Annotated in this window: 19 protein-coding genes; 12 read left to right on the forward strand and 7 right to left on the reverse strand. The window is 68.8% G+C overall.

The window, feature by feature from the left end; all coding sequences use genetic code 11:
- The first annotated feature begins 3 nt into the window (after window positions 1-3).
- Window positions 4-2,634: an alanine--tRNA ligase gene (gene alaS / locus EOE66_RS18200; RefSeq protein ID WP_128230139.1), complete on the forward strand. Its 2,631-nt coding sequence runs from the start codon at window positions 4-6 to the stop codon at window positions 2,632-2,634.
- A 76-nt stretch (window positions 2,635-2,710) separates the two neighbouring features.
- Here alaS and EOE66_RS18205 read toward each other — a convergent pair whose 3' ends face one another.
- A complete protein-coding gene (locus EOE66_RS18205) occupies window positions 2,711-4,558 on the reverse strand; it encodes a tetratricopeptide repeat protein (RefSeq protein WP_128230140.1) in 1,848 nt (615 codons plus the stop codon).
- An 89-nt stretch (window positions 4,559-4,647) separates the two neighbouring features.
- On the reverse strand, window positions 4,648-8,097 hold the full coding sequence (locus EOE66_RS18210) for a TonB-dependent receptor (protein WP_128230141.1): 3,450 nt from the start codon (window positions 8,095-8,097) through the stop codon (window positions 4,648-4,650).
- Between the two features lie 271 nt (window positions 8,098-8,368).
- Here EOE66_RS18210 and EOE66_RS18215 point away from each other — a divergent pair, with 271 nt between their 5' ends.
- Both EOE66_RS18215 and EOE66_RS18220 read left to right on the forward strand, forming a co-directional pair.
- On the forward strand, window positions 8,369-8,929 hold the full coding sequence (locus tag EOE66_RS18215; protein ID WP_205702732.1) for a GNAT family N-acetyltransferase: 561 nt from the start codon (window positions 8,369-8,371) through the stop codon (window positions 8,927-8,929).
- A complete protein-coding gene (locus tag EOE66_RS18220) occupies window positions 8,926-9,711 on the forward strand; it encodes a UPF0149 family protein (RefSeq protein ID WP_128230142.1) in 786 nt (261 codons plus the stop codon). The genes EOE66_RS18215 and EOE66_RS18220 overlap by 4 nt, the downstream gene beginning before the upstream one ends.
- Before the next feature lie 22 nt (window positions 9,712-9,733).
- Here EOE66_RS18220 and EOE66_RS18225 read toward each other — a convergent pair whose 3' ends face one another.
- The 3 genes from EOE66_RS18225 to EOE66_RS18235 are packed head-to-tail and all read right to left on the reverse strand — an operon-like array spanning window position 9,734 to window position 12,665.
- The gene (locus tag EOE66_RS18225) at window positions 9,734-10,729 is read right to left on the reverse strand and encodes a cytochrome d ubiquinol oxidase subunit II (RefSeq protein WP_128230143.1); all 996 of its coding nucleotides are present in this window, start codon (window positions 10,727-10,729) and stop codon (window positions 9,734-9,736) included.
- Window positions 10,726-12,102, reverse strand: a complete 1,377-nt coding sequence (locus EOE66_RS18230) for a cytochrome ubiquinol oxidase subunit I (RefSeq protein WP_128230144.1) — start codon at window positions 12,100-12,102, stop codon at window positions 10,726-10,728. The genes EOE66_RS18225 and EOE66_RS18230 overlap by 4 nt, the downstream gene beginning before the upstream one ends.
- Window positions 12,102-12,665, reverse strand: coding sequence for a GbsR/MarR family transcriptional regulator (locus EOE66_RS18235; protein WP_128230145.1), 564 nt, complete (start codon window positions 12,663-12,665; stop codon window positions 12,102-12,104). The genes EOE66_RS18230 and EOE66_RS18235 overlap by 1 nt, the downstream gene beginning before the upstream one ends.
- Before the next feature lie 144 nt (window positions 12,666-12,809).
- Between EOE66_RS18235 and coaBC the strand changes: the two genes are divergently transcribed.
- Window positions 12,810-14,033: a bifunctional phosphopantothenoylcysteine decarboxylase/phosphopantothenate--cysteine ligase CoaBC gene (coaBC, locus tag EOE66_RS18240; RefSeq protein WP_128230146.1), complete on the forward strand. Its 1,224-nt coding sequence runs from the start codon at window positions 12,810-12,812 to the stop codon at window positions 14,031-14,033.
- Window positions 14,034-14,059: 26 nt separating this feature from the next.
- Window positions 14,060-14,509: a dUTP diphosphatase gene (dut, locus tag EOE66_RS18245; protein ID WP_128230147.1), complete on the forward strand. Its 450-nt coding sequence runs from the start codon at window positions 14,060-14,062 to the stop codon at window positions 14,507-14,509.
- Between the two features lie 17 nt (window positions 14,510-14,526).
- Here the strand turns inward: dut and EOE66_RS18250 are convergent, their stop codons facing one another.
- Window positions 14,527-15,054: an FKBP-type peptidyl-prolyl cis-trans isomerase gene (locus tag EOE66_RS18250; protein ID WP_128230148.1), complete on the reverse strand. Its 528-nt coding sequence runs from the start codon at window positions 15,052-15,054 to the stop codon at window positions 14,527-14,529.
- Between the two features lie 66 nt (window positions 15,055-15,120).
- Here EOE66_RS18250 and EOE66_RS18255 point away from each other — a divergent pair, with 66 nt between their 5' ends.
- The 3 genes from EOE66_RS18255 (at window position 15,121) to EOE66_RS22530 (ending at window position 17,146) form a co-directional block, all read left to right on the forward strand.
- On the forward strand, window positions 15,121-16,254 hold the full coding sequence (locus EOE66_RS18255) for a JmjC domain-containing protein (RefSeq protein WP_128230149.1): 1,134 nt from the start codon (window positions 15,121-15,123) through the stop codon (window positions 16,252-16,254).
- Window positions 16,251-16,769 carry a hypothetical protein gene (locus EOE66_RS18260; protein WP_245479094.1) on the forward strand — a complete coding sequence of 173 codons (519 nt, stop codon included), beginning with the start codon at window positions 16,251-16,253 and terminating at the stop codon, window positions 16,767-16,769. Before EOE66_RS18255 ends, EOE66_RS18260 begins: the two co-directional genes overlap by 4 nt.
- Window positions 16,770-16,948: 179 nt before the next feature.
- Complete coding sequence (locus EOE66_RS22530) at window positions 16,949-17,146, forward strand: hypothetical protein (protein ID WP_128230150.1); 198 nt, start codon at window positions 16,949-16,951, stop codon at window positions 17,144-17,146.
- Between the two features lie 89 nt (window positions 17,147-17,235).
- On the opposite strand, the gene EOE66_RS18270 is transcribed toward EOE66_RS22530, so the two are convergent.
- Window positions 17,236-17,886 (reverse strand): GntR family transcriptional regulator, encoded by a 651-nt coding sequence (locus tag EOE66_RS18270; RefSeq protein WP_128230151.1) that lies wholly within the window; start codon window positions 17,884-17,886, stop codon window positions 17,236-17,238.
- A 138-nt stretch (window positions 17,887-18,024) separates the two neighbouring features.
- Between EOE66_RS18270 and scpA the strand changes: the two genes are divergently transcribed.
- From scpA to EOE66_RS18290, 4 genes are read left to right on the forward strand one after another with little or no spacing between them, the layout of a single operon-like run.
- Window positions 18,025-20,202, forward strand: coding sequence for a methylmalonyl-CoA mutase (gene scpA / locus EOE66_RS18275; RefSeq protein WP_128230152.1), 2,178 nt, complete (start codon window positions 18,025-18,027; stop codon window positions 20,200-20,202).
- Window positions 20,199-21,080 (forward strand): GNAT family N-acetyltransferase, encoded by an 882-nt coding sequence (locus tag EOE66_RS21855; RefSeq protein WP_164885159.1) that lies wholly within the window; start codon window positions 20,199-20,201, stop codon window positions 21,078-21,080. Before scpA ends, EOE66_RS21855 begins: the two co-directional genes overlap by 4 nt.
- The gene (gene meaB, locus EOE66_RS18285) at window positions 21,077-22,075 is read left to right on the forward strand and encodes a methylmalonyl Co-A mutase-associated GTPase MeaB (protein WP_245479095.1); all 999 of its coding nucleotides are present in this window, start codon (window positions 21,077-21,079) and stop codon (window positions 22,073-22,075) included. Before EOE66_RS21855 ends, meaB begins: the two co-directional genes overlap by 4 nt.
- 30 nt (window positions 22,076-22,105) lie before the next feature.
- Entirely contained in the window at window positions 22,106-23,638 is a 1,533-nt protein-coding gene (locus EOE66_RS18290) for an acyl-CoA carboxylase subunit beta (RefSeq protein WP_128230153.1), read from the forward strand.
- Window positions 23,639-23,717 lie beyond the last annotated feature (79 nt).

Below are 23,717 nucleotides of genomic sequence, written 5' to 3' on the forward strand. Positions count from 1 at the left end.
GCCATGAAAGCCTCCGAGATCCGCTCCACCTTCCTGAAGTTCTTCGAGAGCAAGGGCCACACCATCGTGGCCAGCAGCCCCGTGGTGCCGGGCGACGACCCGACGCTGCTGTTCACCAACGCGGGCATGAACCAGTTCAAGGACGTGTTCCTGGGCTTCGACAAGCGCAGCTACACGCGCGCCACCACCAGCCAGAAGTGCATCCGCGCCGGCGGCAAGCACAACGACCTGGACAACGTCGGCTACACCGCGCGCCACCACACCTTCTTCGAGATGCTGGGCAATTTCAGCTTCGGCGACTACTTCAAGAAGGACGCGATCGCCTACGCCTGGGAACTGCTGACGGTGCACTTCAAGCTGCCGAAAGAGAAGCTCTGGGCCACGGTCTACGCCGAAGACGACGAGGCCTACGACATCTGGTTGAAGGACATCGGCCTGCCCGCCGAGCGCATCGTGCGCATCGGCGACAACAAGGGCGGCCGCTACATGAGTGACAACTTCTGGATGATGGGCGACACCGGCCCGTGCGGCCCGTGCAGCGAGATCTTCTACGACCACGGGCCCGAGGTCGCTGGCGGCCCGCCCGGCAGCGCCGAACAAGACGGCGACCGCTACATCGAGATCTGGAACAACGTCTTCATGCAGTTCAACCGCACCGAAGACGGTGTGATGCACAAGCTGCCCAAGCCCAGCGTGGACACCGGCATGGGCCTGGAGCGCCTGGCAGCGGTGCTGCAGCACGTGCACAGCAACTACGAGATCGACCTCTTCCAGGCCATGCTGGCTGCGGCCAAGCAGGCCGTGGACCGCAGTGGCGCCGCCGGCAACGACTGCGACGCCAGCAGCCCCAGCCTGAAGGTGATTGCCGACCACATCCGCGCCTGCAGCTTCACGGTGGTGGACGGCGTGATCCCCGGCAACGAAGGCCGCGGCTACGTGCTGCGCCGCATCGCGCGCCGCGCCATCCGCCACGGCTACAAGCTGGGCGCGCGCAAGCCCTTTTTCCACACCCTGGTGGCCCCGCTGGCCGCCGAGATGGGCGAGGCCTACCCCGAACTGAAGCGCGACGCGCTGCGCGTGACCGAGGTGCTGAAGGTCGAGGAAGAGCGCTTCTTCCAGACCATCGCCAACGGCATGCAGATGCTGGAAGATGCCCTCGCCAAGGCGCCGGTGATCGACGGCGACACGGCCTTCAAGCTGCACGACACCTTCGGCTTCCCGCTCGACCTGACGGCCGACGTGTGCCGCGAGCGCGGTGTGAAGGTCGACGAAGCCGGCTTCAACGCCGCCATGAACCGCCAGCGCGAAAACGCACGCGCCGCCGCCAAGTTCAAGGTGGCCGCGGGCCTGGCCTACGACGGTGCGGCCACGGCTTTCCACGGCTACGAGCACCTGGTGTGCGAGCACAGCAAGGTGGTGGCGATCTACGTCGAAGGCACGCAGGTGCTGAAGGCGCGCGCCGGTGACGACGTGGTCATCGTGCTCGACCACACGCCTTTCTATGCCGAAAGCGGCGGCCAGGTGGGCGACACCGGCGAGCTGCGCAACACGCGCAGCCGCGTGGCTGTGGAAGACACCGTGAAGGTGACGGCCAGCGTGCACGGCCACCAGGGCCGCGTGCTGGAAGGTGAGCTGGAAGTGGGTGACACCTTCGTGGCCCGCGTGGACGCCGCGCAGCGCGCCAAGACCATGCGCAACCACAGCGTCACGCACCTGATGCACAAGGCGCTGCGCGAGGTGCTGGGCGCGCACGTGCAGCAGAAGGGCAGCTTGGTGAACGCCGAGCGCACGCGCTTCGACTTCGCGCACAACGCGCCGGTGTCTGACGAGCAGGTGGCGCAGATCGAGAAGATCGTCAACGACGAGATCCTCGCCAACGCCGCCACGCAGGCGCGTGTGCTGCCGCTGGAAGAAGCGCAGAAGACCGGCGCGATGATGCTCTTCGGCGAGAAATACGGTGACGAGGTGCGTGTGCTCGACATCGGCAGCAGCCGCGAGCTCTGCGGCGGCACGCATGTGCAGCGCACGGGCGACATCGGCGTGTTCAAGATCGTCGCCGAAGGCGGCGTGGCCGCCGGCATCCGCCGCGTGGAAGCGGTGACGGGCGACAACGCGCTGGCCTACATCGGCGAGACCGAGAAGAACCTGGCCCAGGTGGCCACGCTGCTGAAGGCCACGCCGGCCGAGGTGCCGGGCCGCGTGGCCACGGTGCTGGAGCAGCTGCGCGCGCTGGAGAAGGAAGTCACCGCGCTGAAGAGCAAGCTGGCTTCTTCGCAGGGCGACGAGCTCATGGCGCAGGCCGTCGAGATCCGGGGCCTGAAGGTGCTGGCCGCCGTGCTGGAAGGCGCCGACGCCAAGACCCTGCGCGAGACGCTGGACAAGCTCAAGGACAAGCTCAAGACCGCCGCCATCGTGCTGGCCGTGGTGGACGGCGGCAAGGTGCAGCTGGCTGCTGGCGTGACGGCCGACAGCACGGCCAAGGTGAAGGCCGGCGAACTGGTGAACTTCGTCGCCCAGCAGGTGGGCGGCAAGGGCGGCGGCAAGCCCGACCTGGCCATGGCCGGTGGCACCGACGCCGCGGCGCTGCCGGCGGCGCTGGCCAGCGTGGCGGGCTGGGTGGCCGGCAAGCTCTGATCGCAGGCGGCACGCCGCACCCATGACAACGGGCGCCACGGCGCCCGTTGTGCTTTGGGCGATCAGCGCGGCCCGCTCAGACCGGCATCACGTCGAAGGCGATGGTGAGCCGCTCGGCCGCGTCCTCGAAGGGCCGGGTGCCGTGCCAGGTCATCGACGGGAACAGCACCAGCCGGCCGGGCTGCGGCTGCAGCTCGCGCTGCACGAGGCTGTCGCTGTTCACCCCGGGCAGCGGCAGATCGGGCCGGCCGAAACGCAGCCAGCCTTCGCGTGTGCTGCTGTTGCGGCACGCCGGGGGCACGCTCACGTAGTAGGCCGAACTCACCCAGCCGTGCGGGTGCACGTGGTCGGTGTGGAAGCCCTGGCTGCGCAGCTTCGATGACCACGAATCGGTGTAGCGCCAGTGGCTCGCCGCCGACGGCCGGCGCGAGAGGAAAGGGTGTTGTGCATCGGACGGCAGGCCTTCGATGTAGCGCTGCACGGCCTCGCTGATGCGGGCCTTCAGCGCCTCCACCAGCGGATGTTGCTGGTCGAAGAGGTTGCCCACGGTCTGCGTGCCGCCGCGCAGCGTCTGGTCGATGGGCGCCTGGCGGTCTGCATGCAGGCGCTGCAGCTCGGCCGCCAGCGCGGCATTGAAGCTCGCCATGTCGGCAAATCCCGGCGGCGCTTCGAGGTCGAAGGCCTGCACCAGGCGCTGCGGGTCGTCGGCCCAGTCGGCGCGGGCCGCGTGCAGGCCGCCCAGGAGCCGCCAGGCCAGCACACGCAGGGCCTGGGCATGCTGGTGGGCGGGGTTGTGGGTGCAGGCGGCCTCGGCCGCGGCCAGCGCGGCGTCGGGCCGACCGGCCACCAGCAGGCTGGCGGCGTGGTTGGTGTGCAGCTCGGCGTCTTGCGGCGCCAGGGCGACCGCGCGGGCGTGCGCGGCCAGGCCGGCCTCCACCTCGCCCAGGCGCACCAGGCAGCGCGCCAGGCCGTCCTGCAGGCCGGCGGCCTGGGGCAGGGCGGTGGCGGCGCGGGCGTAGGCCTCGGCGGCCTCGGCGTGGCGTTCGGCGCGCCAGAGCAGGTGGCCGTGCACGCCGGCCAGCGCGGGCGGGGCGGCGGGCGCGGTCTGCGCCGCGCGCAGCTCGGCATCGAAGTCGGTTTCGCCCAGGCGCCAGCGCAGGCGGGCCAAGTCGTAAAGCGCCAGCGCGTGTGCAGGCTCGCGCGAGAGCGCCTGCCGGTAGGCCGCCAAGGCCTCGCCATGCCGGCCCAGGCTCTGCAGCGAGTTGCCGCGGTTGTAGTGCGCGTCGGCGGCGTCCAGGCCCAGCGTGGCGGCACGGTCGTGCGTGGCCAGGGCCTCGGCATGGCGGTGCTGGCGCTGCAAGAGCACGGCGCGGTTGTGCAGCAGGCCCAGGTGCTCGGGCGCGGCGGCCAGGGCTTTGTCCAGTGTGCGCAGGGCCGAATCGAGATGCCCGGCATCTCCTTCGATCTGTGCGTGCAGCTGCAGCATCGCCAGCGTGGGCTGCGACGCGGCGGCCAGCGCGGCGTTCAGGCTCTCGGCGGCCTCGGGCAGGCGCGCCAGGCTGTGCAGGGCGCGGGCGCGGTTGTAGTGCGCGTCGGCATAAACCGGCTGCAGTGCCAGGGCCTGGGCATAGGCGGCCAGGGCTTCCTCGGGGCGTTGGGTGGCCAGCAGCAGGTTGCCGAGGTTGTTCCACACATGCGGCTGGCGGGCGTCGGCCTGCAGCGAGCGGCGCAGCAGGGCTTCGGCCTGAACGACATCGCCCTGCCGGCGCCGCAAGCCGCCCAGCAGTTGCAGCGCCGCGGGGTGCTCGGGCTGCAGCTGCAGTGCCTGCTGGTAAGCCGCCTCGGCCTGTTCGAGGAAGCCCTGCTGCTGGGCCTGGAAACCGGCCTGCACCCAGGCGGCTGCGGTGGTGGGGGTCGCGTTCATCGGCGCGGAGGATACGCGCCAGCCGTGCGCGCGCGGCGGCCATGAAAAAGGGGCCCGAAGGCCCCTTGTGTCATCCCGAGACCCGGATCTCAGAATTCGTAGCGCAGCGTGGCTTGCACGGCCCACTGCGATTCGCCGGCCTGCTGGCGCGTGACGAAGTCTTCCAGCGTGCCCAGGCTGTAGACGTAGCGGCCGTTGTCCAGACCGTTGAAGTTCACGAAGCTCCGGTTCGACGGGAAGCCGATCTCGTCGATGCGACCCCACCTCTTGTTCAGCAGGTTGCCGAAGTTCAGGATGTCGAGCGTGAAGGTCGTCTTGTGGCCCTTCATGAAGCCCGGCATCTCCTGGCTGAAGCGCACGTCGAAGTTGTTCACCCAGGGCGCGAAGCTGTTGTTGCGGCCCACCACGCCACCCTTGGCTGCAGCCAGGGCGCTGTTGGCGTTCACGATCTCCCAGAAACGCGCTTCTTCGGTGGCACCACCGCGGAACACCACTTCACCCGAACCCGGGGCCGACGGGATGTACATCAGGTCGTTGCCGTTGATGCCGTCGCCGTTCAGGTCGTTGATGTAGGTCCAGCTGTAGGGCTTGCCGCGGCGGCCCTCGTAGAACACGCCCACCGAGGTGCGGTAGTTGCCGACGAAGGCCTTGGCCCAGGTCAAGCTGGCGCTCACGCGGTCCTTGACGAGGTAGTTGCTGTTCTGCAGCACCTCTTCGTTGGGGTCGAAGCTGTTCTTGCCGTTCCAGTTCGAATTCGAGGTCGAGGAGGTGAGCGGGCTCACTTCCTTGGCCGTCGTCTTCGTGTAGGCCAGGTTCCAGCCGAAGCCCAGGTTCGTCGGTTGGCCGACCGACAGCGTCACGGCTTCGCTGTAACCCTGGTCGGTCTTGCGGGCGATGATGACGTTGTTGAAGGCAGCGTTGCTGAGGGCGCGATTGCGCGAGCCCGCGCAGGCGCCCGTGGTGCTGAAGTTGCTGCCGCTCCAGCAGGCCGAGCTGTAGGTCTGCGGCGTGTAGAACAGCTTGCGGCCGTCAGAGCCCGTGGCGGTCTGGCCGCCCAGGTTCAGGTGCTGGTAGTAGATGCCGGCCTTGTTCTGGATGCGCAGCACTTCGGCGCCCACCGTCAAGCGGCCCACCACCGGCAGCGGGGGCAGTTCGGCGTCAAACGCGAAGTTGACCTTCACCACAGACGGCTGCTCGAGGTCGCTGGAGATCAGGTCGACGTTGGGCGCCGGCGGCTGACCCGTCAGCGCCGGCTGGGCGGCCGGGTTCGGGTTGAAGCGGGCGTTGGCGGTGGCGCAGTTCGTGAACGAGGTGCAGCTGTAGGTGCCCACGGCCATGCCGGTGTTGCTGAACGGGTTGCTCAGCCACACGTTGGCAGCGGCACCCTGGAACAGGCCGAAACCGCCGCGCAGCTGCATGCGGGTTTCGGCGGTGCCCAGATTCCAGTTGAAGCCGAAGCGCGGCTGCACGAGGTTGGTACCGTCCAGCGTGCGGTCGTTGCGCTCGCCGAAGCCGCCGGTGTTGCGCGTCACGGTGTTTGCGCCCGTCACGCTGCCGGCCACCAGAGGCTGGGCGACGGTGCTGTTGAACAGCGGGGTCTCCGGCACGCTGCTCTGGTCGACACGGATGCCGAACATGATGTTCAGCTTGTCGGTGACCTTGAAGGTGTCCTGCACGAACAGGCCGGTGTTGGCGTAGCTCCAGGTGGCCACGCCGTCGGCAAGGGTGCGGCCGGCCAGCGGCAGTTGCACGCTGTAGGCCGATGGCGTGCCACGCTGGAAGTTCTCCAGCACGGTCAGTTCACGCTGCGCCGCCGTCATGTCGATCGGCGTGCTGGTGGGCAGTGCGCCCGTGGGGCGATAGCTGCCGGCGGCGGTGCCGCTGCCGCAGGCCGTCACGGTGCCGAAACTGTAGGCACCGGGTTCGCAGGCGAAGGTGTAGTTGCCGTTGACGTTCTGCAGGAAGGCGTTGTAGACCTCGTTGTTGGCGTAGTCCAGGCCGAACTTCAGCTCGTGCTTGCCCAGGTTCCACACGGCACCGGCGTAGATGTCTGTGGTCTCGGTGCCCAGCACGTTGAAGTGGCGGCTCAGCTCCGTGCCCATGTTCAGGAAACGGTTGCCGGTGTTGAAGGTCTCGCCAGCGCCCGCGGGGCCGTTGAAACGCAGGCCGATGGCCGGCAGGCGCACGCCGTTGACGGGCGTGGGCGCGCTGTCGTAGTTGCGCTGCGAGATCTTCAGCTCGGTGCTGAGGTCGGGCGTCCAGTCGGCGAACCACTGGCCCACCACGCTCTCGATCGTCTTCGCCTGGTTGTACCACCAGCTGCTCAGCGACAGACCCGTGCCGCTGAAGCCCACGAGGTTGGGCTCGAGCTGCTCGGTCTTCGTGTAGCGGATGTTGGCGCGGTGGTTGTCGTTGATGTTCCAGTCCAGCTTCAGCAGCGTGTCCTTCACCGAGACTTCGAGGCCGTCGGGCACGGTGGAGGTGCCGGCGTCGAAGTTCCAGGTGTTGCGCGCGATGGCGATGGCTTGGTCGATGGCCGACTGCGTGATGCCGACGTTGGTGCTGGCGCTGCCAATGGGGCCGTTGGTGGGCCGCGAGCGCGAGCTCTTCAGCTCTTCGTAGCTGGCGAAGAAGAAGAGCTTGTCCTTGATGATCGGGCCGCCGAGCGTGAAGCCGATGGTGCTTTCTTCGAAGGCCGGGGCGTCGAAGTAGGTGTCGGTGCTGCGGTTGTACCGCTTGCCCACCAGGCCGTCGTCACGCCACACGTAGTAGACGCTGCCCTTGAAGTCGTTCGTACCGCTCTTGGTGACGGCGTTGATGTTTGCGCCGGTGTAGCCCTTCTGCGTGACGTCGTAGTTGCTCAGGTTCACCTGCACCGACTGGATGGCATCGATGGAGATGGGCTGCTTGATCGTCGGCAGGTTGTTGGCTTCCAGGCCGAAGGTGTCGTTGGTGGTGACGCCGTCGATCGTGATGCTGTTGAAGCGCGTGTTCTGGCCGGCGGCGCTGATCTCGCCGCGTTCCTTGTCGGTTTGGGCCAGGCGCGGGTCGGTGCGGGCGTAGTCCTGCAGGTTGCGCTGGATGGAGGCCAGGGCCGCCAGTTCGCGGCTGCCCAGGTTGGTGCCCGAGCCCATCGCGCTGCTGTTGAAGCGCTCGTTCACGCCGCGGCCCGTGACCACGATGGTCTGCGTGCCGCCCAGCGTGGCGTTCAGCGAGCCGGTTTCCGCCAGGTTCAGGAAGACGTTTTCGCGTTTCTCGGTCTGGCTGCCCTTGGTGATGGTCACGGTGTAGGGGCCGCCTGCACGCAGACCGCGGGCGCCGTAGCGGCCGGCGGCATCGGTGGTGACCGTGTTGGTCGAACCCGACTCCACGTGCACGATGACGACGGTGGCACCGGCCACCGGTTTGCCGTCGCCACCGACGATCAGGCCGCCCAGGCTGGCCGTCGTGTTCTGTGCAAAGGCGGGTGCCGCGGCAACGATGGCCACGGCGGCGGCCAAGGCGGTGCGTGAAAAGCCCATCCAGTCCCGGTTGTTCATGTGTAGTCAGCCCTCTGAAATGAAAGGAGACCCGCTGCAGGCGGGTCGCGATCGTGTGAAACAACTATGCGACGAACTCGCCGCTTCCGGCGCGGTGGCCGGTGCGCTCGCTCGTCCGAAGAAATCCGCCTTGACGTTGCCGCCCGGCTGTGCTGCGCCGGTTCGCAAGAAGCGTGCCCCGGCATGGTCCTCGCAAGACGTTCCATTTTCGTGACAAGACGTGGCGTGGGACACTCCGGGTGGCGTTTTCGCCACGCATTGCCCGCGCTTCATGCCAGAAATCCCCCCCATCCATGTGCGCCGCGCCCGGCCCGACGACGCCGCGGATTTCGCCCGCATGATGGGTGAGCCGGGTGTCTACGCCAACCTGATGCAGCTGCCACTGCCCAGCGAGGCGCTGTGGCGCAAGCGCCTGGAAGCGGCAGCCGACCCCGACCGGCCCGACCTGCAGCTGGTGGCGGAGCAGGCCGGCGTGGTGGTGGGCAGCGCCGGCCTGCACCCCATGCCGCAACTGCGCCGGCGCCACGCTGCCATGCTGGGTATCAGCGTGGTGCCCGCGGCCCAGGGCTGCGGCGTCGGCAGTGCCCTGATGCAAGCGCTGTGCGATTACGCCGATGGCTGGGCGCAGATCCTGCGCATCGAACTGACCGTCTTCACCGACAACGCGCGTGCCATCCGGCTGTACGAACGTTTCGGCTTCCGCCACGAAGGCACGCACCGTGCCTACGCGCTGCGCGACGGCGTCTACGCCGACGTCCACGCGATGGCGCGGCTGCACCCGCGCCCGCCCGCGCTGTCACTCCCTTCCCAAGAACCCTCGCCCGCACCATGAACCCCAGGCCCCCCCGCCAGAGCAGCCCTGCCGAACTTGAGGCCTTCGACAAGACCGTCGAGGCCCTGGCCGGCTTCAACCCCGAGATCAGCTTCGAGTGGGTGGACGGCTTCCTTGCCGCCATCGCCGCCGCGCCGCGCCTGCCTGCGGTGGAAGCGTGGCTGCCCGCGATGTGCGGTGATGCTTTCGAGCGCGCTTTCGCCGACCCCGCATCGGCCGAACCGGCGCAGGCCGCGCTCGCAGCGCGTCTGAAGGTGCTGTGCGACCAGCTCGACCCCGAGGCGCTGCTCGACGACCCCGACCAGCTGCGCCTGGACCCGCTGATCGGCGAGGTGAGCGACGAAGACCGCCAGCGCCTGGTCGACGAAGGCGCGCTTTCGGCCGAAGAAGCCCAGGCGGTGCAGACCGGCGGGCTGTGGGCCGAAGGCTTCTTCGACGGCGTGGCGGCTTTCCCGGCGCTGTGGGAAGAGCCGCCGCACGAAGACGCCTCGGTGCTCTTCAAGCAGGCCTTCGACCAGATCGCGGCGCTGCTGATGCCGCCGGGCAGCGAGGAGTGGAAGGCCCACGTGGCCGAGCACTATCCCAAGGCCGGCGAAGGCGAGCCCACGCGTGACGACCTGCTCGCCGAGGCCTGCATGTCGGTGCAGGACCTGCGCCTGTTCTGGGTGGATTTCGCACCCAAGACCGAGACGCGGCGCGTGGAGGCCACGCCCGGCCGCAACGACCCTTGCCACTGCGGCAGCGGCAAGAAATTCAAGAAGTGCCACGGCGCGGCGGCGTGAGCCGCCGCAACCGGAAACGCGCTCAGGCGTAGGAAAGCTCGCGCGCCTTGCCCCAGAAGACCCGGTAGCTGAAGATCGTGTAGCCCACGATCGCCGGCACCGTGATGGCACAGCCGATGGCGATGACGGCCAGGCTCTCGGTGGCGCTGGCGGCTTGCCAGATGGTCAGGCGGTCGATCACCACGTAGGGGAAGAGGCTGTAGGCCAGCCCGATGGCCCCGAGCAGGAAGACCGACACCACGGCCACGAAGGGCGCCCAGCACAGCCGGCCCAGCACCTGCTTGCTGTTGAGCACCGCGCGCGCGGCCACCAGCGCGGCCAGCGTCATCAGCGGGATGGGCAGCAGTGCGATGAACTCGGGCATCGTGAACCAGCGCGAGCGCACGGTCTCGCTCACCACGGGCGTGGCCAGGCTGATCAGGCCCATGCCCGCCACCACGGGTGCCCAGGCCAGCTTGGCCCACTTCACCGCGTGCTGCTGCAGTTCACCTTCGGTCTTCATGATCAGCCAGCCCGCGCCCAGCAGCACATAGGCCGCCGGCAGCAGCAGGGCGATCACGCCCGCGAACAACATGAACGGCCAGCCCTCCTGCAGCCCGGTGATGTAGCGCCCGAGCATCCAGCCCTGCGACACCGCCGCCAGGCCCGAGCCGGCGAAGAAGGCGAAGTTCCACAGCGGCTTGTGAACCGCCTGCGCCTTGACACGGAAATCGAAGGCCACGCCGCGCAGGATCAGCCCCACCAGCATCAGCGCCACCGGCAGGTACAGCGCCGTCAGCACCATGCCGTGCGCCTTCGGGAAGGCGATGAGCAGGATGCCCACGCCCAGCACCAGCCAGGTTTCGTTGGCGTCCCAGAAGGGGCCGATGCTGGAGATCATGGTGTCCTTCTGGTCGTCGGTGGCGCGGTGCAGCAGCAGGCCCACACCGAGGTCGTAGCCGTCGAGGACCACGTAGGCCAGCATCGACAGGCCCATCAGGGCCAGAAAGACGACCGGCAGGGCTTCGCCCCAGCTCATGCGGCCCCCAAAGTCGCCGCGGGCTGGGCGGCGGGGCTGCCGGGCATCTCCACCGGCTTCTCGGCCATGTACTTGACCACGCCCACGTAGGCCACGATGAGGCCGAGGTAGACGGTGACGTAGAGCGCCAGCGTCAGCGCGATCATCGGGCTGGGCACGCTGGCCACCACCTCGTCCACACGCAGCAGGCCGTAGACCATGTAGGGCTGGCGGCCGATCTCGGTGACGTACCAGCCGGCCACCGTGGCCACCCAGCCGGAAAAGGTCATGCCCGCCAGGCCCCACAGCAGCGGCCGCGGCAGCTTTTCAGCCACCCAGGCGCGGCGGCGGTAGAGCCACAGGCCCACCCAGCTGAAGGCCAGCATCAGCAGGCCGGCGCCCACCATCACGCGGAAGCCGTAGAACACCGGCGCCACGGGCGGGTGGTTGTAGCCCTTGGCGGTGTCGGTCGACTTGAAGTCGTTCAAGCCCTTGATCTCGCCATCGAGCTCGTGCGTGAGGATCAGCGAGGCCAGCTTCGGGATGCCGATCTCCAAGTGGTTGCTGCGCGTGGTTTCATCGGGCACGGCGAAGAGCAGCAGCGGGGCGCCTTTCTCGGTTTCCCACACGCCTTCCATGGCCGCCACCTTCTGCGGCTGGTGCTTCAGCGTGTTCAGGCCGTGGAAGTCGCCGGCCAGGATCTGCAGCGGGATCAGCACCGCGCCCAGCGTGAGCCCGGCGCGCAGCACCTTGGGGGTGCTGGCGTTGGCCTTGCCCTTGAGCAGTTGCCAGGCGCTCACCCCGGCCAGCACGAAGGCCACCGTCAGGCCCGAGGCCAGCAGCACGTGCACCAGGCGGTAGGGGAAGCTGGGGTTGAAGATCACCTCCAGCCAGGAGGTGACGAAGAACTCGCCGCCGCGGATCTCGTAGCCCGCAGGCGTGTGCATCCACGAGTTCAGCGCCAGGATCCAGAAGGCGCTCATCGTCGTGCCGAAAGCCACCAGGAAGGTGGCGATGAGGTGCACGCGCTCGCTCACCTTGCCGTGGCCGAACAACATCACACCCAGGAAGGTGGCTTCCAGGAAGAATGCCGTCAGCACCTCGTAGCCCAGCAGCGGCCCGGCCACGTTGCCCACGCGCTCCATGAAGCCCGGCCAGTTGGTGCCGAACTGGAAGCTCATGGTGATGCCGCTGACCACGCCCAGCGCAAAGCTGAGCGCGAACACCTTGGTCCAGAAGCGGTAGGCCATCAGCCAGGCGTCGTCGCGGGTCCTCAGCCAGCGCAGGCGGAAGAAGAGCAGCGTCCACCCCAGTGCGATCGTGATCGTCGGGAAGAGGATGTGGAAGGTGATGTTGGCCGCGAACTGCATGCGGGCCAGGATCAGGGCGTCCATCAGGCGATGTCCTTGGTGGGGGTGGGCTTGAGCTTGCCGGTGAACTCGAGCAGGCGCTGCACCTTCGAGCCCATCTTCATCAGTTGCGAGAGGGTCTGCTGGTCCAGGCGCTGCACATCGTCGAACCAGGTGGTCATGAGTTCGATCAGGTCGTGCATGCCCTTCATGCGCTCCTGGGCGATGCGGTCGGCCTCGGTGGCGGGGTGCTCCAGCAGCGCGTTGCGCAGCATCGACAGCGTGGGTTCGATCTCGCGACGGCGGCGCTCGGCGGCCAGGGTCTGGAAGATCTCCCAGGCGTCGCTGGGCGCTTCGAAGTACTCGCGCCGGTCACCTGGAAAGTGGCGCAGCTTCACCAGCCGCCAGGCCTGCAGTTCCTTCAGGCCCATGCTCACGTTGCTGCGGCTGAACTCCAGCTTCTCGGCGATCTCGTCGGCGTGCACCGGCTCGGGCGCGACGAAGATCAGCGCATAGATCTGACCGACGGTGCGGTTGATGCCCCAGCGGCTGCCCATTTCGCCGAAATGGCCGACGAAGGCGCTGACGAGGGGCGAGAGTTGCGACATGAGAGCTTATCGGCCGATTTCGGAGGAGCCTGAGTCTAGTGAAAGTTCAGTAATTCCTGAAAATTCAGGCGGCGATGCACTCCCCGCCAACGTGGCCTTTGTCGCGGGTTGGCTCGTGTCGTGCGGCTGCTAGAGTCGCGCCCCATGCTGGAAGCCGCCGCCCTGCAGGGCAAACACATCGTGCTGGGGCTGTCGGGCGGCGTGGCCTGCTACAAGGCCGCCGAGCTGACACGCGAGCTCACCAAGGCCGGCGCCACCGTGCAGGTGGTGATGACCGAGGCCGCGCTGCAGTTCATCACCGTGGCCACGATGCAGGCCCTGAGCGGGCGCCCGGTCTACACGAACCAGTGGGACGGCCGCGAGCCCAACCACATGCCGCACATCAACCTCACCCGCCAGGCCGATGCCGTGCTGGTGGCGCCGGCCAGTGCCGACTTCATCGCCCAACTGGCGCAGGGTCGAGCGGGAGAACTGCTGGCCTTGCTGTGCCTGGCCCGCCCCATCGAGCGCTGCCCGCTGCTGCTGGCCCCGGCCATGAACCGCGAGATGTGGGCCCACCCCGCCACGCAGCGCAACGTGGCCCAGGTGCGCGCCGACGGCGCCACCGTGCTCGGCCCGGCCCCGGGCGACCAGGCCTGCGGCGAGGTGGGCGACGGCCGCATGCTCGAAGCTGCAGAGCTGCGCGACGAACTCATCGCCTTCTTCCAGCCCAAGCTCCTGGCCGGCCGGCGCGTGCTGGTGACGGCCGGCCCCACCTTCGAGGCGCTGGACCCCGTGCGCGGCCTCACCAACCTGAGCAGCGGCAAGATGGGTTTTGCCATCGCCCACGCCGCGGCCGAGGCCGGCGCGCAGGTGACGCTGGTGGCCGGCCCCGTGCACCTGCCCACACCGCGCGGCGTGCAGCGCCTGAACGTGCGCAGCGCGCAGCAGATGTTCGACGCCGTGCTGCCGCTGGCGCCCGCGCACGAGCTCTTCATCGCCACTGCCGCCGTGGCCGATTGGCGCCCGGCGGCCGTGGCCGAGCAGAAGCTCAAGAAGGACGGCAGCGGACGCGTGCCGGCCTTCGAGATGACCGAGAACCCCGACATCCTGGCGGCCGTGGCGCGCCTGCCCGAGGCCCAGCGCCCTTGGTGCGTGGGCTTCGCTGCCGAGAGCGAGAAGGTGCTCGAGCACGCGCGTGCCAAACGCCTGCGCAAGGGCATCCCGCTCATCGTGGCCAACCACGGGCCGTCGACCTTCGGCCAGGACCACAACGCCCTCGTGCTGGTGCACGAAGGCGGCGAGACCGAACTGCCCGCCGCCGACAAGCTGACGCTGGCGCGCCAGCTGGTGGCCGAAGTGGCGCGCCTGGCGCCGCGGCGTGCCTGAGTTCCCCTTTGCCTGCGATTGCCGAGATGACCACTGTCGAAGTCAAGCTGCTCGACCCCCGCATGGCCGAAGCCCTGCCGGCCTACGCCACCCCCGGCAGCGCCGGCCTGGATCTGCGCGCCTGTCTCGATGCCCCGCTGGAACTGCAGCCGGGTGCGGCTGCGCTCATCCCCACCGGCCTGGCCGTGCACATCGGCGACCCGAACCTGGCCGCGATGCTGCTGCCGCGCTCGGGCCTGGGCCACAAGCACGGCATCGTGCTGGGCAACCTGGTGGGGCTGATCGACAGCGACTACCAGGGCCCGCTGATGGTGAGCTGCTGGAACCGCGGCAGCGTGGCCTACACGGTGCAGCCGATGGAGCGCATCGCGCAGATGGTCATCGTGCCGGTGGTGCAGGCGGCCTTCCGCGTGGTGGACAGCTTCGAGAGCAGCGCGCGTGGCGCCGGCGGTTTCGGCAGCACCGGGCGCGCCTGAGCCGGCCGATCAGCGATTCAGTGCAGGTGCCCGTCGGGCTTGGCGGCGCCGCCGGCCAGCACCGTGACGGGTTCGCCGCCCACGGTGCGTGATTCGATCTCTTCCGGCGTGGCCTCGCGCACATCGCGCACCTGGATGTGCATGCGCAGTGACATGCCCGCCAGCGGGTGGTTGCCGTCCAGCACCACGTGCGACGGGTAGATCTCGGTGACCAGGTAGATCACATCGGCGGGCATGTCGGCCGTGGCGTGGCCCTCGGGCAGGCCTTCGAAGGCCATGCCGGTTTCCAGCTTCTCGGGGAAAAGCGCGCGGTCTTCAAAGCACACCAGCTCGGGCTTGTAGTCGCCGAAGGCGTGCTCGGGTTCGAGGTGCAACTGCAACTCGGCACCGATGCCGTGGCCGGCCAGGGCTTCTTCCACCTTGGCCAGCAGGTCGTCGCCGCCGAAAAAGAACTCGACCGGCTGGTTCAACTCGTCGATGGGGCGGTTCTGCCCGTCGGTGAGCTGCCAGGTCAGGCTCACGACGCAAGGGTCTGAAATCTGCATGCGCAGGATGATGTCACAGCCCCTGCGCGGGGCCGACCGGCGCGGGCCATCGGCCAGAATGCCCCGATGGACGTGAACCTGAAGACCCCGCTGCTGGGCGGCCTGAGCCCCGCCACCTTCATGCGCCGGCATTGGCAGAAGAAGCCGCTGCTCGTGCGGCAGGCGCTCGCGGGCGTGCAGCCGCCGCTGCCCCGGCCCGCGCTGTTCAGCCTGGCGGAACAGGAAGGGGTGGAGTCGCGCCTCGTGCAGCGCACCGGCCCGGGTGCCACCGACTGGCGCGTGCGCCAAGGCCCGCTGCCGCGCCGCGCCTTGCCGCCGGTGGCGCGTCCGGGCTGGACGCTGCTGGTGCAGGGCCTCGATCTGCACGTGCCGGCCGCGCGTGCGCTGCTCGAGCGCTTCCGCTTCGTGCCCGATGTGCGACTCGACGACCTCATGGTCTCGTGGGCCAGCCCCGGCGGCGGCGTGGGTGCGCACGTCGACAGCTACGACGTCTTCCTGCTGCAGGTGCAAGGCCGGCGCGAGTGGCGCATCGCGCCCCCGGCGGGCCGGGGCGAGCCGGCCTGGGTGGAGGGGGCGCCGCTGAAGCAACTGCGCGACTTCTCACCCACCGAAACCTGGGTGCTGGAGCCCGGCGACATGCTCTACCTGCCCCCCGGCTGGGGCCACGACGGCACCGCGGTGGGGGGCGACTGCATGACCTGCTCCATCGGCTTCCGCTCGCCGTCGGCGGGCGAACTCGCGCGTGAACTGCTGCTGCGCCTGTCGGACGACGAAGGCGCACCGGGCCTTTACCGCGATCCGCGGCAGGCCGCCACCGCGCAGCCCGGCGAACTGCCGCCTGCGCTGCTGCAGTTCGCGCAGCGCGCGCTGCTGCGCCACCTGGCCGACCCGCAGGCGCTGCCGCGCGCGCTGGGCGAGATCCTCACCGAGCCCAAGCCACAGGTGTGGTTCGAAGGCCGAGATGCGGCAGGCCGTGGCAGCGTGGTGCTCGATGCACGCACGCGCATGGCCTACGACGCGCGCCACGTCTTCATCAACGGCGAGTCTTTCGTGGCGGGTGGGCGCGACGCGCGCCTGATGCGGCAGTTTGCCGACACCCGCACGCTCAGCGCCCGCGACCGGGCCCTGCTCAGCGAGGGCGCTGCAGAACTGCTGGGCGACTGGCTGGGCGCCGGCTGGGCCCACGAGCAAGCGGCATGAGCACACCCACGCCCGGCGACGCTGAGCCCGCGCCGCCCGTCATCGACAGCCGCGCTTCGGCGCAGGCGGCGCTGCGCTGGGGTTTCGATGCGGCGATGGCCGAGGGCGCGCGGCGCATCGTTTGTGTCGACCGCGATTGGGCTGCGTGGCCGATGCTGGACGACGCCGGCTTGCACCAGGCCCTGGCCGGCTGGCTGAAGCGGCCGCAGCGCCGGCTGGTGCTGGTGGGGCGGGGCTTCGACCGCCTCTCGGTGCGTTGCCCGCGCCTGGAGCGTTGGCGCGCCGACTGGATGCACGCCATCGAAGCCTGGGCCCTGCCCGACGAGGCCGCCTGGGCCGAGCCGCCCAGCCTGCTGGTGAGCGACGGCTCGGTCAGCGTGCACCTGCTCGATGCGGAAACGGGCCGCGGACGGGCCGAACGCGAGGTCCGCCGCGCACGGCAGTGGTGCGAAGAGATCGATGCGGCGATACAACGCTCGGAACGCACTTGGGCGGTGCGTCCACTCGGGCTCTAGGGATAGCCCCTATTCAGGCTATACTTGTGGGCTAGACGCGGGGCGGAGAGCTCCCGGGTCTGAGTGATCTCTGTGTTTCCTTCCCGAAATCGCTTCCCGAAAGCGGGCCGGTGCCACAGCGTCATGCTCGCTTTAGTAGCTCTGTTTCCAACCTCGACAACATCCCTTTAGGTCCACACATGAACAAGTCGCTCGTCCTCGCTTCCCTGGTTGCTGCCGTTGCCCTGGCCGCTTGCGGCAAGAAGGAAGAGGCTCCGGCTCCTGCCCCGGCCCCCGTGGCTGCCCCGGCTCCGGCTCCCGCTCCCGCCGCTTCGGACGCCGCCAGCGCCCCGGCCGCCGCCGCTGCCAGCGCCCCCGCTGCTGCCGCCAGCAAGTAATCTGGCTGCGCCGCAAGGCGCTGCAGATGGACAAGCCGCCCACGGGCGGCTTTTCTTTTTCCAGGCCGCCCATGGGCGGCTTTTCTCTTTCAGGCCGCCGCTTGCAACCCGCTGGCGAAGTGCTCGCGCATCAGGCGCGCTGCCGCCGCGGCGTCGTGCGCATCGATGGCCTGCATCAGCGCGCGGTGCTCGGCCAGCGATTCGGCCAGCCGCCCCTGCTTGAACAGCGAGTGGTGGCGATTGAGCTTCATCACCTTGCGCAGGTCCAGCGCGGTCTGCAGCGCCCAGCGGTTGCCGGCGATCTGCAGCAGTGCCAGGTGGAAGGCCTCGTTGGTGGCGAAGAAGGCGTCGCGCTGGCGCACCTGCTTTTCCAGCCGCGCGTGCAGCGCGGCCAGTTCGCTGCGCTGCGCCGGCGTGGCTTGCGCCGCCACGGTGGCCGCGGCATCGCTCTCCAGCAGGCCGAGCAGGTGGTAGACCTGCGCCACATCGTCGCGCGAGACCTCGGTGACGTAGGCGCCGCGCCGCACCTTCATCGTCACCAGGCCCTCGGTGGCCAGGACCTTCAGCGCCTCGCGCAGCGGTGTGCGGCTGATGCCGAACTCGGTGGCGAGCTTCATCTCGTCGATCCAGCTGCCCGGCTCCAGCGTGCGCGCGAAGATCTGCTGGCGCAGGCGTTCGGCCACGTCCAGGTAGAGGGCGCGGGGGGCCAGCGGCGGGGCTGGCGCAGCAGGTGGGGCCAAGGTGCTCACAAAGCTCGGGCAGGGTGCGGGGCGGGCTGGGGTGCAGGGCTTTGTCAGCCGCACGCAGGTTTTGAATTCATAATTATGACTTCGGCGGCCGGTGTTGACCACGCCGCCCAAGATCCCGAGGATGCCTTGATGAACCCAGCCCAGCCGTCCAGCCCCGAGTTCAAGCCCGCCACGCTGGCCCAGTGGCAGCAGGCCGCGGCGAAGTCGGCGCCTGGGGGCGACCTCCAGGCGCTGTACTGGCACACGCCCGAGGGCATCGCCGTCAAGCCGCTGTACACCGCCGATGACCTGGCGGCCTTGCCGCAGCCCGAACTCGCGCACACGTTGCCCGGCTTCGAGCCCTACATCCGCGGGCCGCAGGCCACGATGTACGCGGTGCGGCCGTGGACCATCCGCCAATACGCGGGTTTTTCCACCGCCGAAGAAAGCAACGCTTTCTACCGCCAGGCCCTGGCGGCCGGTGGGCAGGGCGTGAGCGTGGCCTTCGACCTGGCCACGCACCGCGGCTACGACAGCGACCACCCGCGCGTGACGGGCGACGTCGGCAAGGCCGGCGTGGCCATCGACAGCGTGGAGGACATGAAGATCCTCTTCGACGGCATCCCGCTCGACCAGGTGAGCGTGAGCATGACGATGAACGGCGCCGTGCTGCCGGTGCTGGCGGGCTACGTGGTGGCGGCGGAGGAGCAGGGGGTCACGCAAGAGCAACTGAGCGGCACCATCCAGAACGACATCCTCAAGGAGTTCATGGTCCGCAACACCTACATCTACCCGCCCAAGCCCTCGATGCGCATCATTGCCGACATCATCGAGTACACGGCGCGGCAGATGCCGAAGTTCAACTCGATCAGCATCAGCGGCTACCACATGCAGGAGGCCGGGGCCAACCAGGCTTTGGAACTCGCCTTCACCTTGGCCGATGGCCAGGAGTACGTGAAGACGGCCATCGCCAAAGGCCTCGATGTCGACGAGTTCGCCGGGCGCCTGAGCTTCTTCTGGGCCATCGGGATGAACTTCTATCTCGAGATCGCGAAGATGCGCGCGGCCCGCCTGCTGTGGACACGCATCATGAAGGGCTTCGGCGCGAAGAAGCCCAAGAGCCTGATGCTGCGCACACACTGCCAGACCAGCGGCTGGAGCCTGACCGAGCAAGACCCGTACAACAACGTGGTGCGCACCACCATCGAGGCCATGGCCGCGGTGTTCGGCGGCACGCAGAGCCTGCACACCAACAGCTTCGACGAAGCCATCGCGCTGCCCACCGAAACCAGCAGCCGCATCGCGCGCAACACGCAGCTGATCATCCAGGAGGAGACGCACATCACCAGCGTCGTCGACCCCTGGGCCGGCAGCTACATGATGGAGAGCCTGACCCAGGAGATGGCGGCCAAGGCCTGGGCCATCATCGAAGAGGTCGAGGCCCAGGGCGGCATGACGCAGGCCGTGGACAGCGGCTGGGCCAAGCTGAAGATCGAGGCCAGTGCGGCCGAGAAGCAGGCGCGCATCGACAGCGGCAAGGACGTGATCGTCGGCGTCAACAAGTACAAGCTGGCGAAAGAGGATCCGATCGAGATCCGCGAGGTCGACAACGTGAAGGTGCGCGAAGGCCAGATCGCGCGTCTGCAGCAGATCCGCGCCACGCGCGACGGTGCCAAGGTGCAGGCGGCGCTGGATGCGCTGACGGCCGCGGCCGAAAGCGGCCAGGGCAACCTGCTGGCGCTCAGCATCGAGGCCATGCGCCTGCGCGCCACGGTGGGCGAGGTGAGCGAGGCGCTGGAGAAGGTTTACGGGCGCCACCGCGCCGACATCCAGAAGGTGACCGGTGTGTACGCAGCCGCTTATGACTCGGCCGAAGGCTGGGAGAAGCTCAAGGCCGAGATCGCCGCTTTCGGTGAGGAACAAGGCCGCCGCCCGCGCGTGATGATCGCCAAGCTGGGGCAGGACGGCCACGACCGCGGCGCCAAGGTGGTGGCCACGGCCTTCGCCGACCTGGGCTTCGACGTCGACATGGGCCCGCTCTTCCAGACACCCGAAGAGTGCGCGCGCCAGGCCATCGAGAACGACGTGCACGCGGTGGGCGTCAGCACGCTGGCGGCGGGCCACAAGACGCTGGTGCCGGCCATCATCCAGGCGCTGAAGGACCAGGGCGCCGATGACATCATCGTCTTCGTCGGCGGCGTGATCCCGCAGCAGGACTACGACTTCCTTTACGACGCGGGCGTCAAGGGCATCTACGGCCCGGGCACGCCCATCCCCGTGAGCGCGAAGGACGTGCTGGAGCAGATCCGCAAGGCGGTGGCGGCGTGACTGAGCCCCGCCCGGCGGGCTTCGCCGTGGCCTACACACTGGAGGAGGCCCGCGCGGAAGACTTCGAAGCGCTGCATATGCTGCGCCTGCGCGCGATGCGGCCGAGCCTGGAGCACCTGGGCCGCTACGACGAGCAGCGCTCGCGCGAGCGGCTGGCCGAAGGTTTCGTGCCCGCGCACACGCAGCACATCGTGGTGGACGGCCAGCGCGTGGGTTTCATGGTGCTGCGCAAGCTGAGCCACGCGCTGCGCCTGAACCACTTCTACATCGACCCGCCGTTTTCGCGCCGCGGCATCGGCAGCACCGTGCTGCGCGGCGTGCTGGCGCAGGCCGATGAACTGCAGCTGCCGCTGGAGCTGGTGGCGCTCAAGGGCAGCCCGGCCAACCGCTTCTACCAACGCCACGGTTTCGTCGCTACCGGCGAAGGGCCCTGGGACATCGACTACCTGCGCCCGCCGCAGACGCCCACGCTGCAGCTGGTGCGCCGCTTCTGGCAGGCCTTGCAGGCGCGTGATTTCGCCGGCGCGCGGGCGCTGCTGAGCGACGACTTCAGCAGCACCTGGTGGAGCAGCGGCGAGCGCTACACCAACGCCGACGGCTACATCGCGATGCAGGCCGCGTACCCGGAAGGCTGGACGATCCAATTGAAAGAACTGGTGCGCCTGGCCGACGGCCGCGTGCTGGCGCTGGTGCGGGTGGACCACCCGCCCGGCGTGTTCTTCGCCACCACGCTCTGCCGCGTGGACGAGGGCCGCATCACCGCGGTGGACGAGTACTGGGCCACGGTGGAAGCCCCGCCAGCCTGGCGCACGCCCGCGGCCTTTGCCGGGCTGCAGCCTTGCAACCCGCAAGACGACCCGAGGGCGCAGCGGCCTTGAACACGCTGGCGAGCCTTCCCCCGGCCGAGCAGGCGCTGGCCGAGGCCGTGCTGGGCGCCCCTGGCGCGGCGCAGCGGCGCGCACTGGCCAAGAGCATCACGTTGCTGGAGAGCACGCGCGCCGACCACCGCCAGCGCGCCGATGCGCTGCTGAACGCGCTGCTGCCGCACAGCGGCGGGGCCTTGCGCCTGGGCATCAGCGGCGTGCCGGGCGTGGGCAAGAGCACCTTCATCGAAGGCCTGGGCCTCTTCCTCATCGAACGCGGCCACCGCGTGGCCGTGTTGGCCGTGGACCCGAGCAGCAGCGTGGGCGGCGGCAGCATCCTGGGCGACAAGACGCGCATGGAGCGCCTCTCCGTGCACGAGCGCGCCTACATCCGCCCCAGCCCCAGCAGTGGCACCCTGGGCGGCGTGGCCGAGAAAACGCGCGAGGCCATGCTGGTCTGCGAGGCGGCGGGCCACGACATCGTGATCGTCGAGACCGTGGGCGTGGGCCAGTCTGAGACCGCCGTGGCCGGCATGACCGACCTCTTCGTGCTGATGCAGTTGCCCAACGCCGGCGACGACCTGCAGGCCATCAAGAAGGGCGTGATGGAGCTGGCCGACCTGGTGCTCATCAACAAGGCCGATCTGGACGAGAACGCCGCCACGCGGGCACGGGCGCAGATCACGAGCGCCTTGCGCTTCTTTGGCCCGCACGCGCAGCACGGCGCGCAGGTGCTGCAGCTCAGCGCGCTGCAGGGCCTGGGCCTGCCCGAGTTCTGGGCCGCCGTGACGGCCTTCCGCGATGAACGCCGGGCCAGCGGCGCGCTCGCCGAGCGCCGCCGCGCGCAGGACGAAGCCTGGATGTGGGAACGCATCGAGGCCGGCCTGCGCCAACGCTTCAAACAACACCCGGGCGTGCGCGCGCAACTGCCGGCGCTGGCCGACGAGGTGCGCGCCGGGCGCCTGGCCGCCAGCGTGGCCGCGCGCCGCCTGCTCGACCTGTTGAACTGAATCTTTGAATTGACCGAGGAGACATTCCCCATGCACGACATCATCGAACAGCTGGAGAAGAAGCGCGCCGCCGCGCGCCTGGGCGGCGGCGAGAAACGCATCGCCGCGCAGCACGCCAAGGGCAAGCTCACGGCGCGCGAGCGGCTGGAGCTGCTGCTGGACGAGGGCAGCTTCGAAGAGTGGGACATGTTCGTCGAGCACCGCTGCGTCGAATTCGGCATGGCCGACAACCGGCCGCCGGGCGACGGTGTCGTCACCGGCTACGGCATGATCAACGGCCGCCTGGTCTTCGTGTTCAGCCAGGACTTCACCGTCTTCGGCGGCGCCTTGAGCGAAGCCCACGCCGAGAAGATCTGCAAGGTGATGGACCAGGCGATGAAGGTGGGCGCCCCCGTCATCGGCCTGAACGACAGCGGCGGTGCACGCATCCAGGAGGGCGTGGCCTCGCTGGGCGGTTATGCCGAGGTCTTCCAGCGCAACGTGCTGGCCAGCGGCGTGGTGCCGCAGATCAGCCTGATCATGGGCCCTTGTGCCGGCGGCGCGGTGTACTCGCCCGCGATGACCGACTTCATCTTCATGGTGAAGGACAGCAGCTACATGTTCGTCACCGGCCCCGAGGTGGTGAAGACGGTGACGCACGAGGAAGTGACGGCCGAAGAGCTGGGCGGCGCGCTCACGCACACCAGCAAGAGCGGCGTGGCCGACCTGGCCTTCGAGAACGACGTGGAAGCGATTGCGATGCTGCGCCGCTTCTTCAACTACCTGCCGCTGAACAACCGCGAGAAGCCGCCGGTGCGGCCGAGCGTTGACGCCGCCGACCGCACCGACCTCAGCCTGGACACCCTGGTGCCCGACAACCCGAACCAGCCCTATGACATCAAGGAGCTGATCTTCAAGGTGGTGGACGATGGCGACTTCTTCGAGCTGCAGCCCGAGCACGCGAAGAACATCGTCATCGGCTTCGGCCGCATGGACGGGCGCCCCGTGGGCATCGTCGCCAACAACCCCATGGTGCTGGCCGGCTGCCTGGACATCAAGAGCAGCATCAAGGCCGCGCGCTTCGTGCGCTTCTGCGACGCCTTCAACATCCCCGTGGTGACCTTCGTCGACGTGCCCGGCTTCATGCCCGGCACTTCGCAGGAGTACGGCGGCATCATCAAACACGGTGCGAAGTTGCTGTACGCGTACGCCGAATGCACGGTGCCCAAGGTCACAGTCATCACCCGCAAGGCTTACGGCGGCGCGTACGACGTGATGAGCTCCAAGCACCTGCGCGGTGACGTGAACTTCTCCTGGCCGAACGCCGAGATCGCGGTCATGGGCGCCAAGGGCGCGGTGGAGATCATCTTCCGCGAAGACAAGGGCGACCCGGCCAAGCTCGCGGCCAAGGAAGCGGAATACAAGGCCCGCTTCGCGAACCCGTTCGTGGCCGGCGCACGCGGCTACATCGACGACGTGATCCAGCCGCACGAGACGCGCAAGCGCATCTGCCGTTCGCTGGCAATGTTGAAAGACAAGAAGCTGGACAACCCGTGGCGCAAGCACGGCAACATCCCGCTATGAGGCCCCCAAGCTCCCTCCGGTCGCTACCCCCCGAGGGGGCTCATGCAGCGGCCCGGCAGAGCCGGTTCCGCGCATGGGA

Origin of the sequence: Rubrivivax rivuli (assembly GCF_004016505.1) — a bacterium.
In the GTDB taxonomy this organism is placed as follows: domain Bacteria; phylum Pseudomonadota; class Gammaproteobacteria; order Burkholderiales; family Burkholderiaceae_C; genus Rubrivivax; species Rubrivivax rivuli.

What these genes read in the sequence shown, in the direction of transcription:
- coaBC (WP_128230146.1), top strand. Translation starts at nt 12,810, where the DNA reads ATGCTGGAAGCCGCCGCCCTGCAGGGCAAACACATCGTGCTGGGGCTG.
- EOE66_RS18220 (WP_128230142.1), top strand. Translation starts at nt 8,926, where the DNA reads ATGAACCCCAGGCCCCCCCGCCAGAGCAGCCCTGCCGAACTTGAGGCC.
- EOE66_RS18235 (WP_128230145.1), bottom strand. Translation starts at nt 12,665, where the DNA reads ATGTCGCAACTCTCGCCCCTCGTCAGCGCCTTCGTCGGCCATTTCGGC.
- EOE66_RS18250 (WP_128230148.1), bottom strand. Translation starts at nt 15,054, where the DNA reads ATGCAGATTTCAGACCCTTGCGTCGTGAGCCTGACCTGGCAGCTCACC.
- EOE66_RS18290 (WP_128230153.1), top strand. Translation starts at nt 22,106, where the DNA reads ATGCACGACATCATCGAACAGCTGGAGAAGAAGCGCGCCGCCGCGCGC.
- EOE66_RS18215 (WP_205702732.1), top strand. Translation starts at nt 8,369, where the DNA reads ATGCCAGAAATCCCCCCCATCCATGTGCGCCGCGCCCGGCCCGACGAC.
- EOE66_RS22530 (WP_128230150.1), top strand. Translation starts at nt 16,949, where the DNA reads ATGAACAAGTCGCTCGTCCTCGCTTCCCTGGTTGCTGCCGTTGCCCTG.
- scpA (WP_128230152.1), top strand. Translation starts at nt 18,025, where the DNA reads ATGAACCCAGCCCAGCCGTCCAGCCCCGAGTTCAAGCCCGCCACGCTG.
- EOE66_RS18205 (WP_128230140.1), bottom strand. Translation starts at nt 4,558, where the DNA reads ATGAACGCGACCCCCACCACCGCAGCCGCCTGGGTGCAGGCCGGTTTC.
- dut (WP_128230147.1), top strand. Translation starts at nt 14,060, where the DNA reads ATGACCACTGTCGAAGTCAAGCTGCTCGACCCCCGCATGGCCGAAGCC.
- EOE66_RS18255 (WP_128230149.1), top strand. Translation starts at nt 15,121, where the DNA reads ATGGACGTGAACCTGAAGACCCCGCTGCTGGGCGGCCTGAGCCCCGCC.
- EOE66_RS18210 (WP_128230141.1), bottom strand. Translation starts at nt 8,097, where the DNA reads ATGAACAACCGGGACTGGATGGGCTTTTCACGCACCGCCTTGGCCGCC.
- EOE66_RS18260 (WP_245479094.1), top strand. Translation starts at nt 16,251, where the DNA reads ATGAGCACACCCACGCCCGGCGACGCTGAGCCCGCGCCGCCCGTCATC.
- EOE66_RS18230 (WP_128230144.1), bottom strand. Translation starts at nt 12,102, where the DNA reads ATGGACGCCCTGATCCTGGCCCGCATGCAGTTCGCGGCCAACATCACC.
- EOE66_RS18225 (WP_128230143.1), bottom strand. Translation starts at nt 10,729, where the DNA reads ATGAGCTGGGGCGAAGCCCTGCCGGTCGTCTTTCTGGCCCTGATGGGC.
- alaS (WP_128230139.1), top strand. Translation starts at nt 4, where the DNA reads ATGAAAGCCTCCGAGATCCGCTCCACCTTCCTGAAGTTCTTCGAGAGC.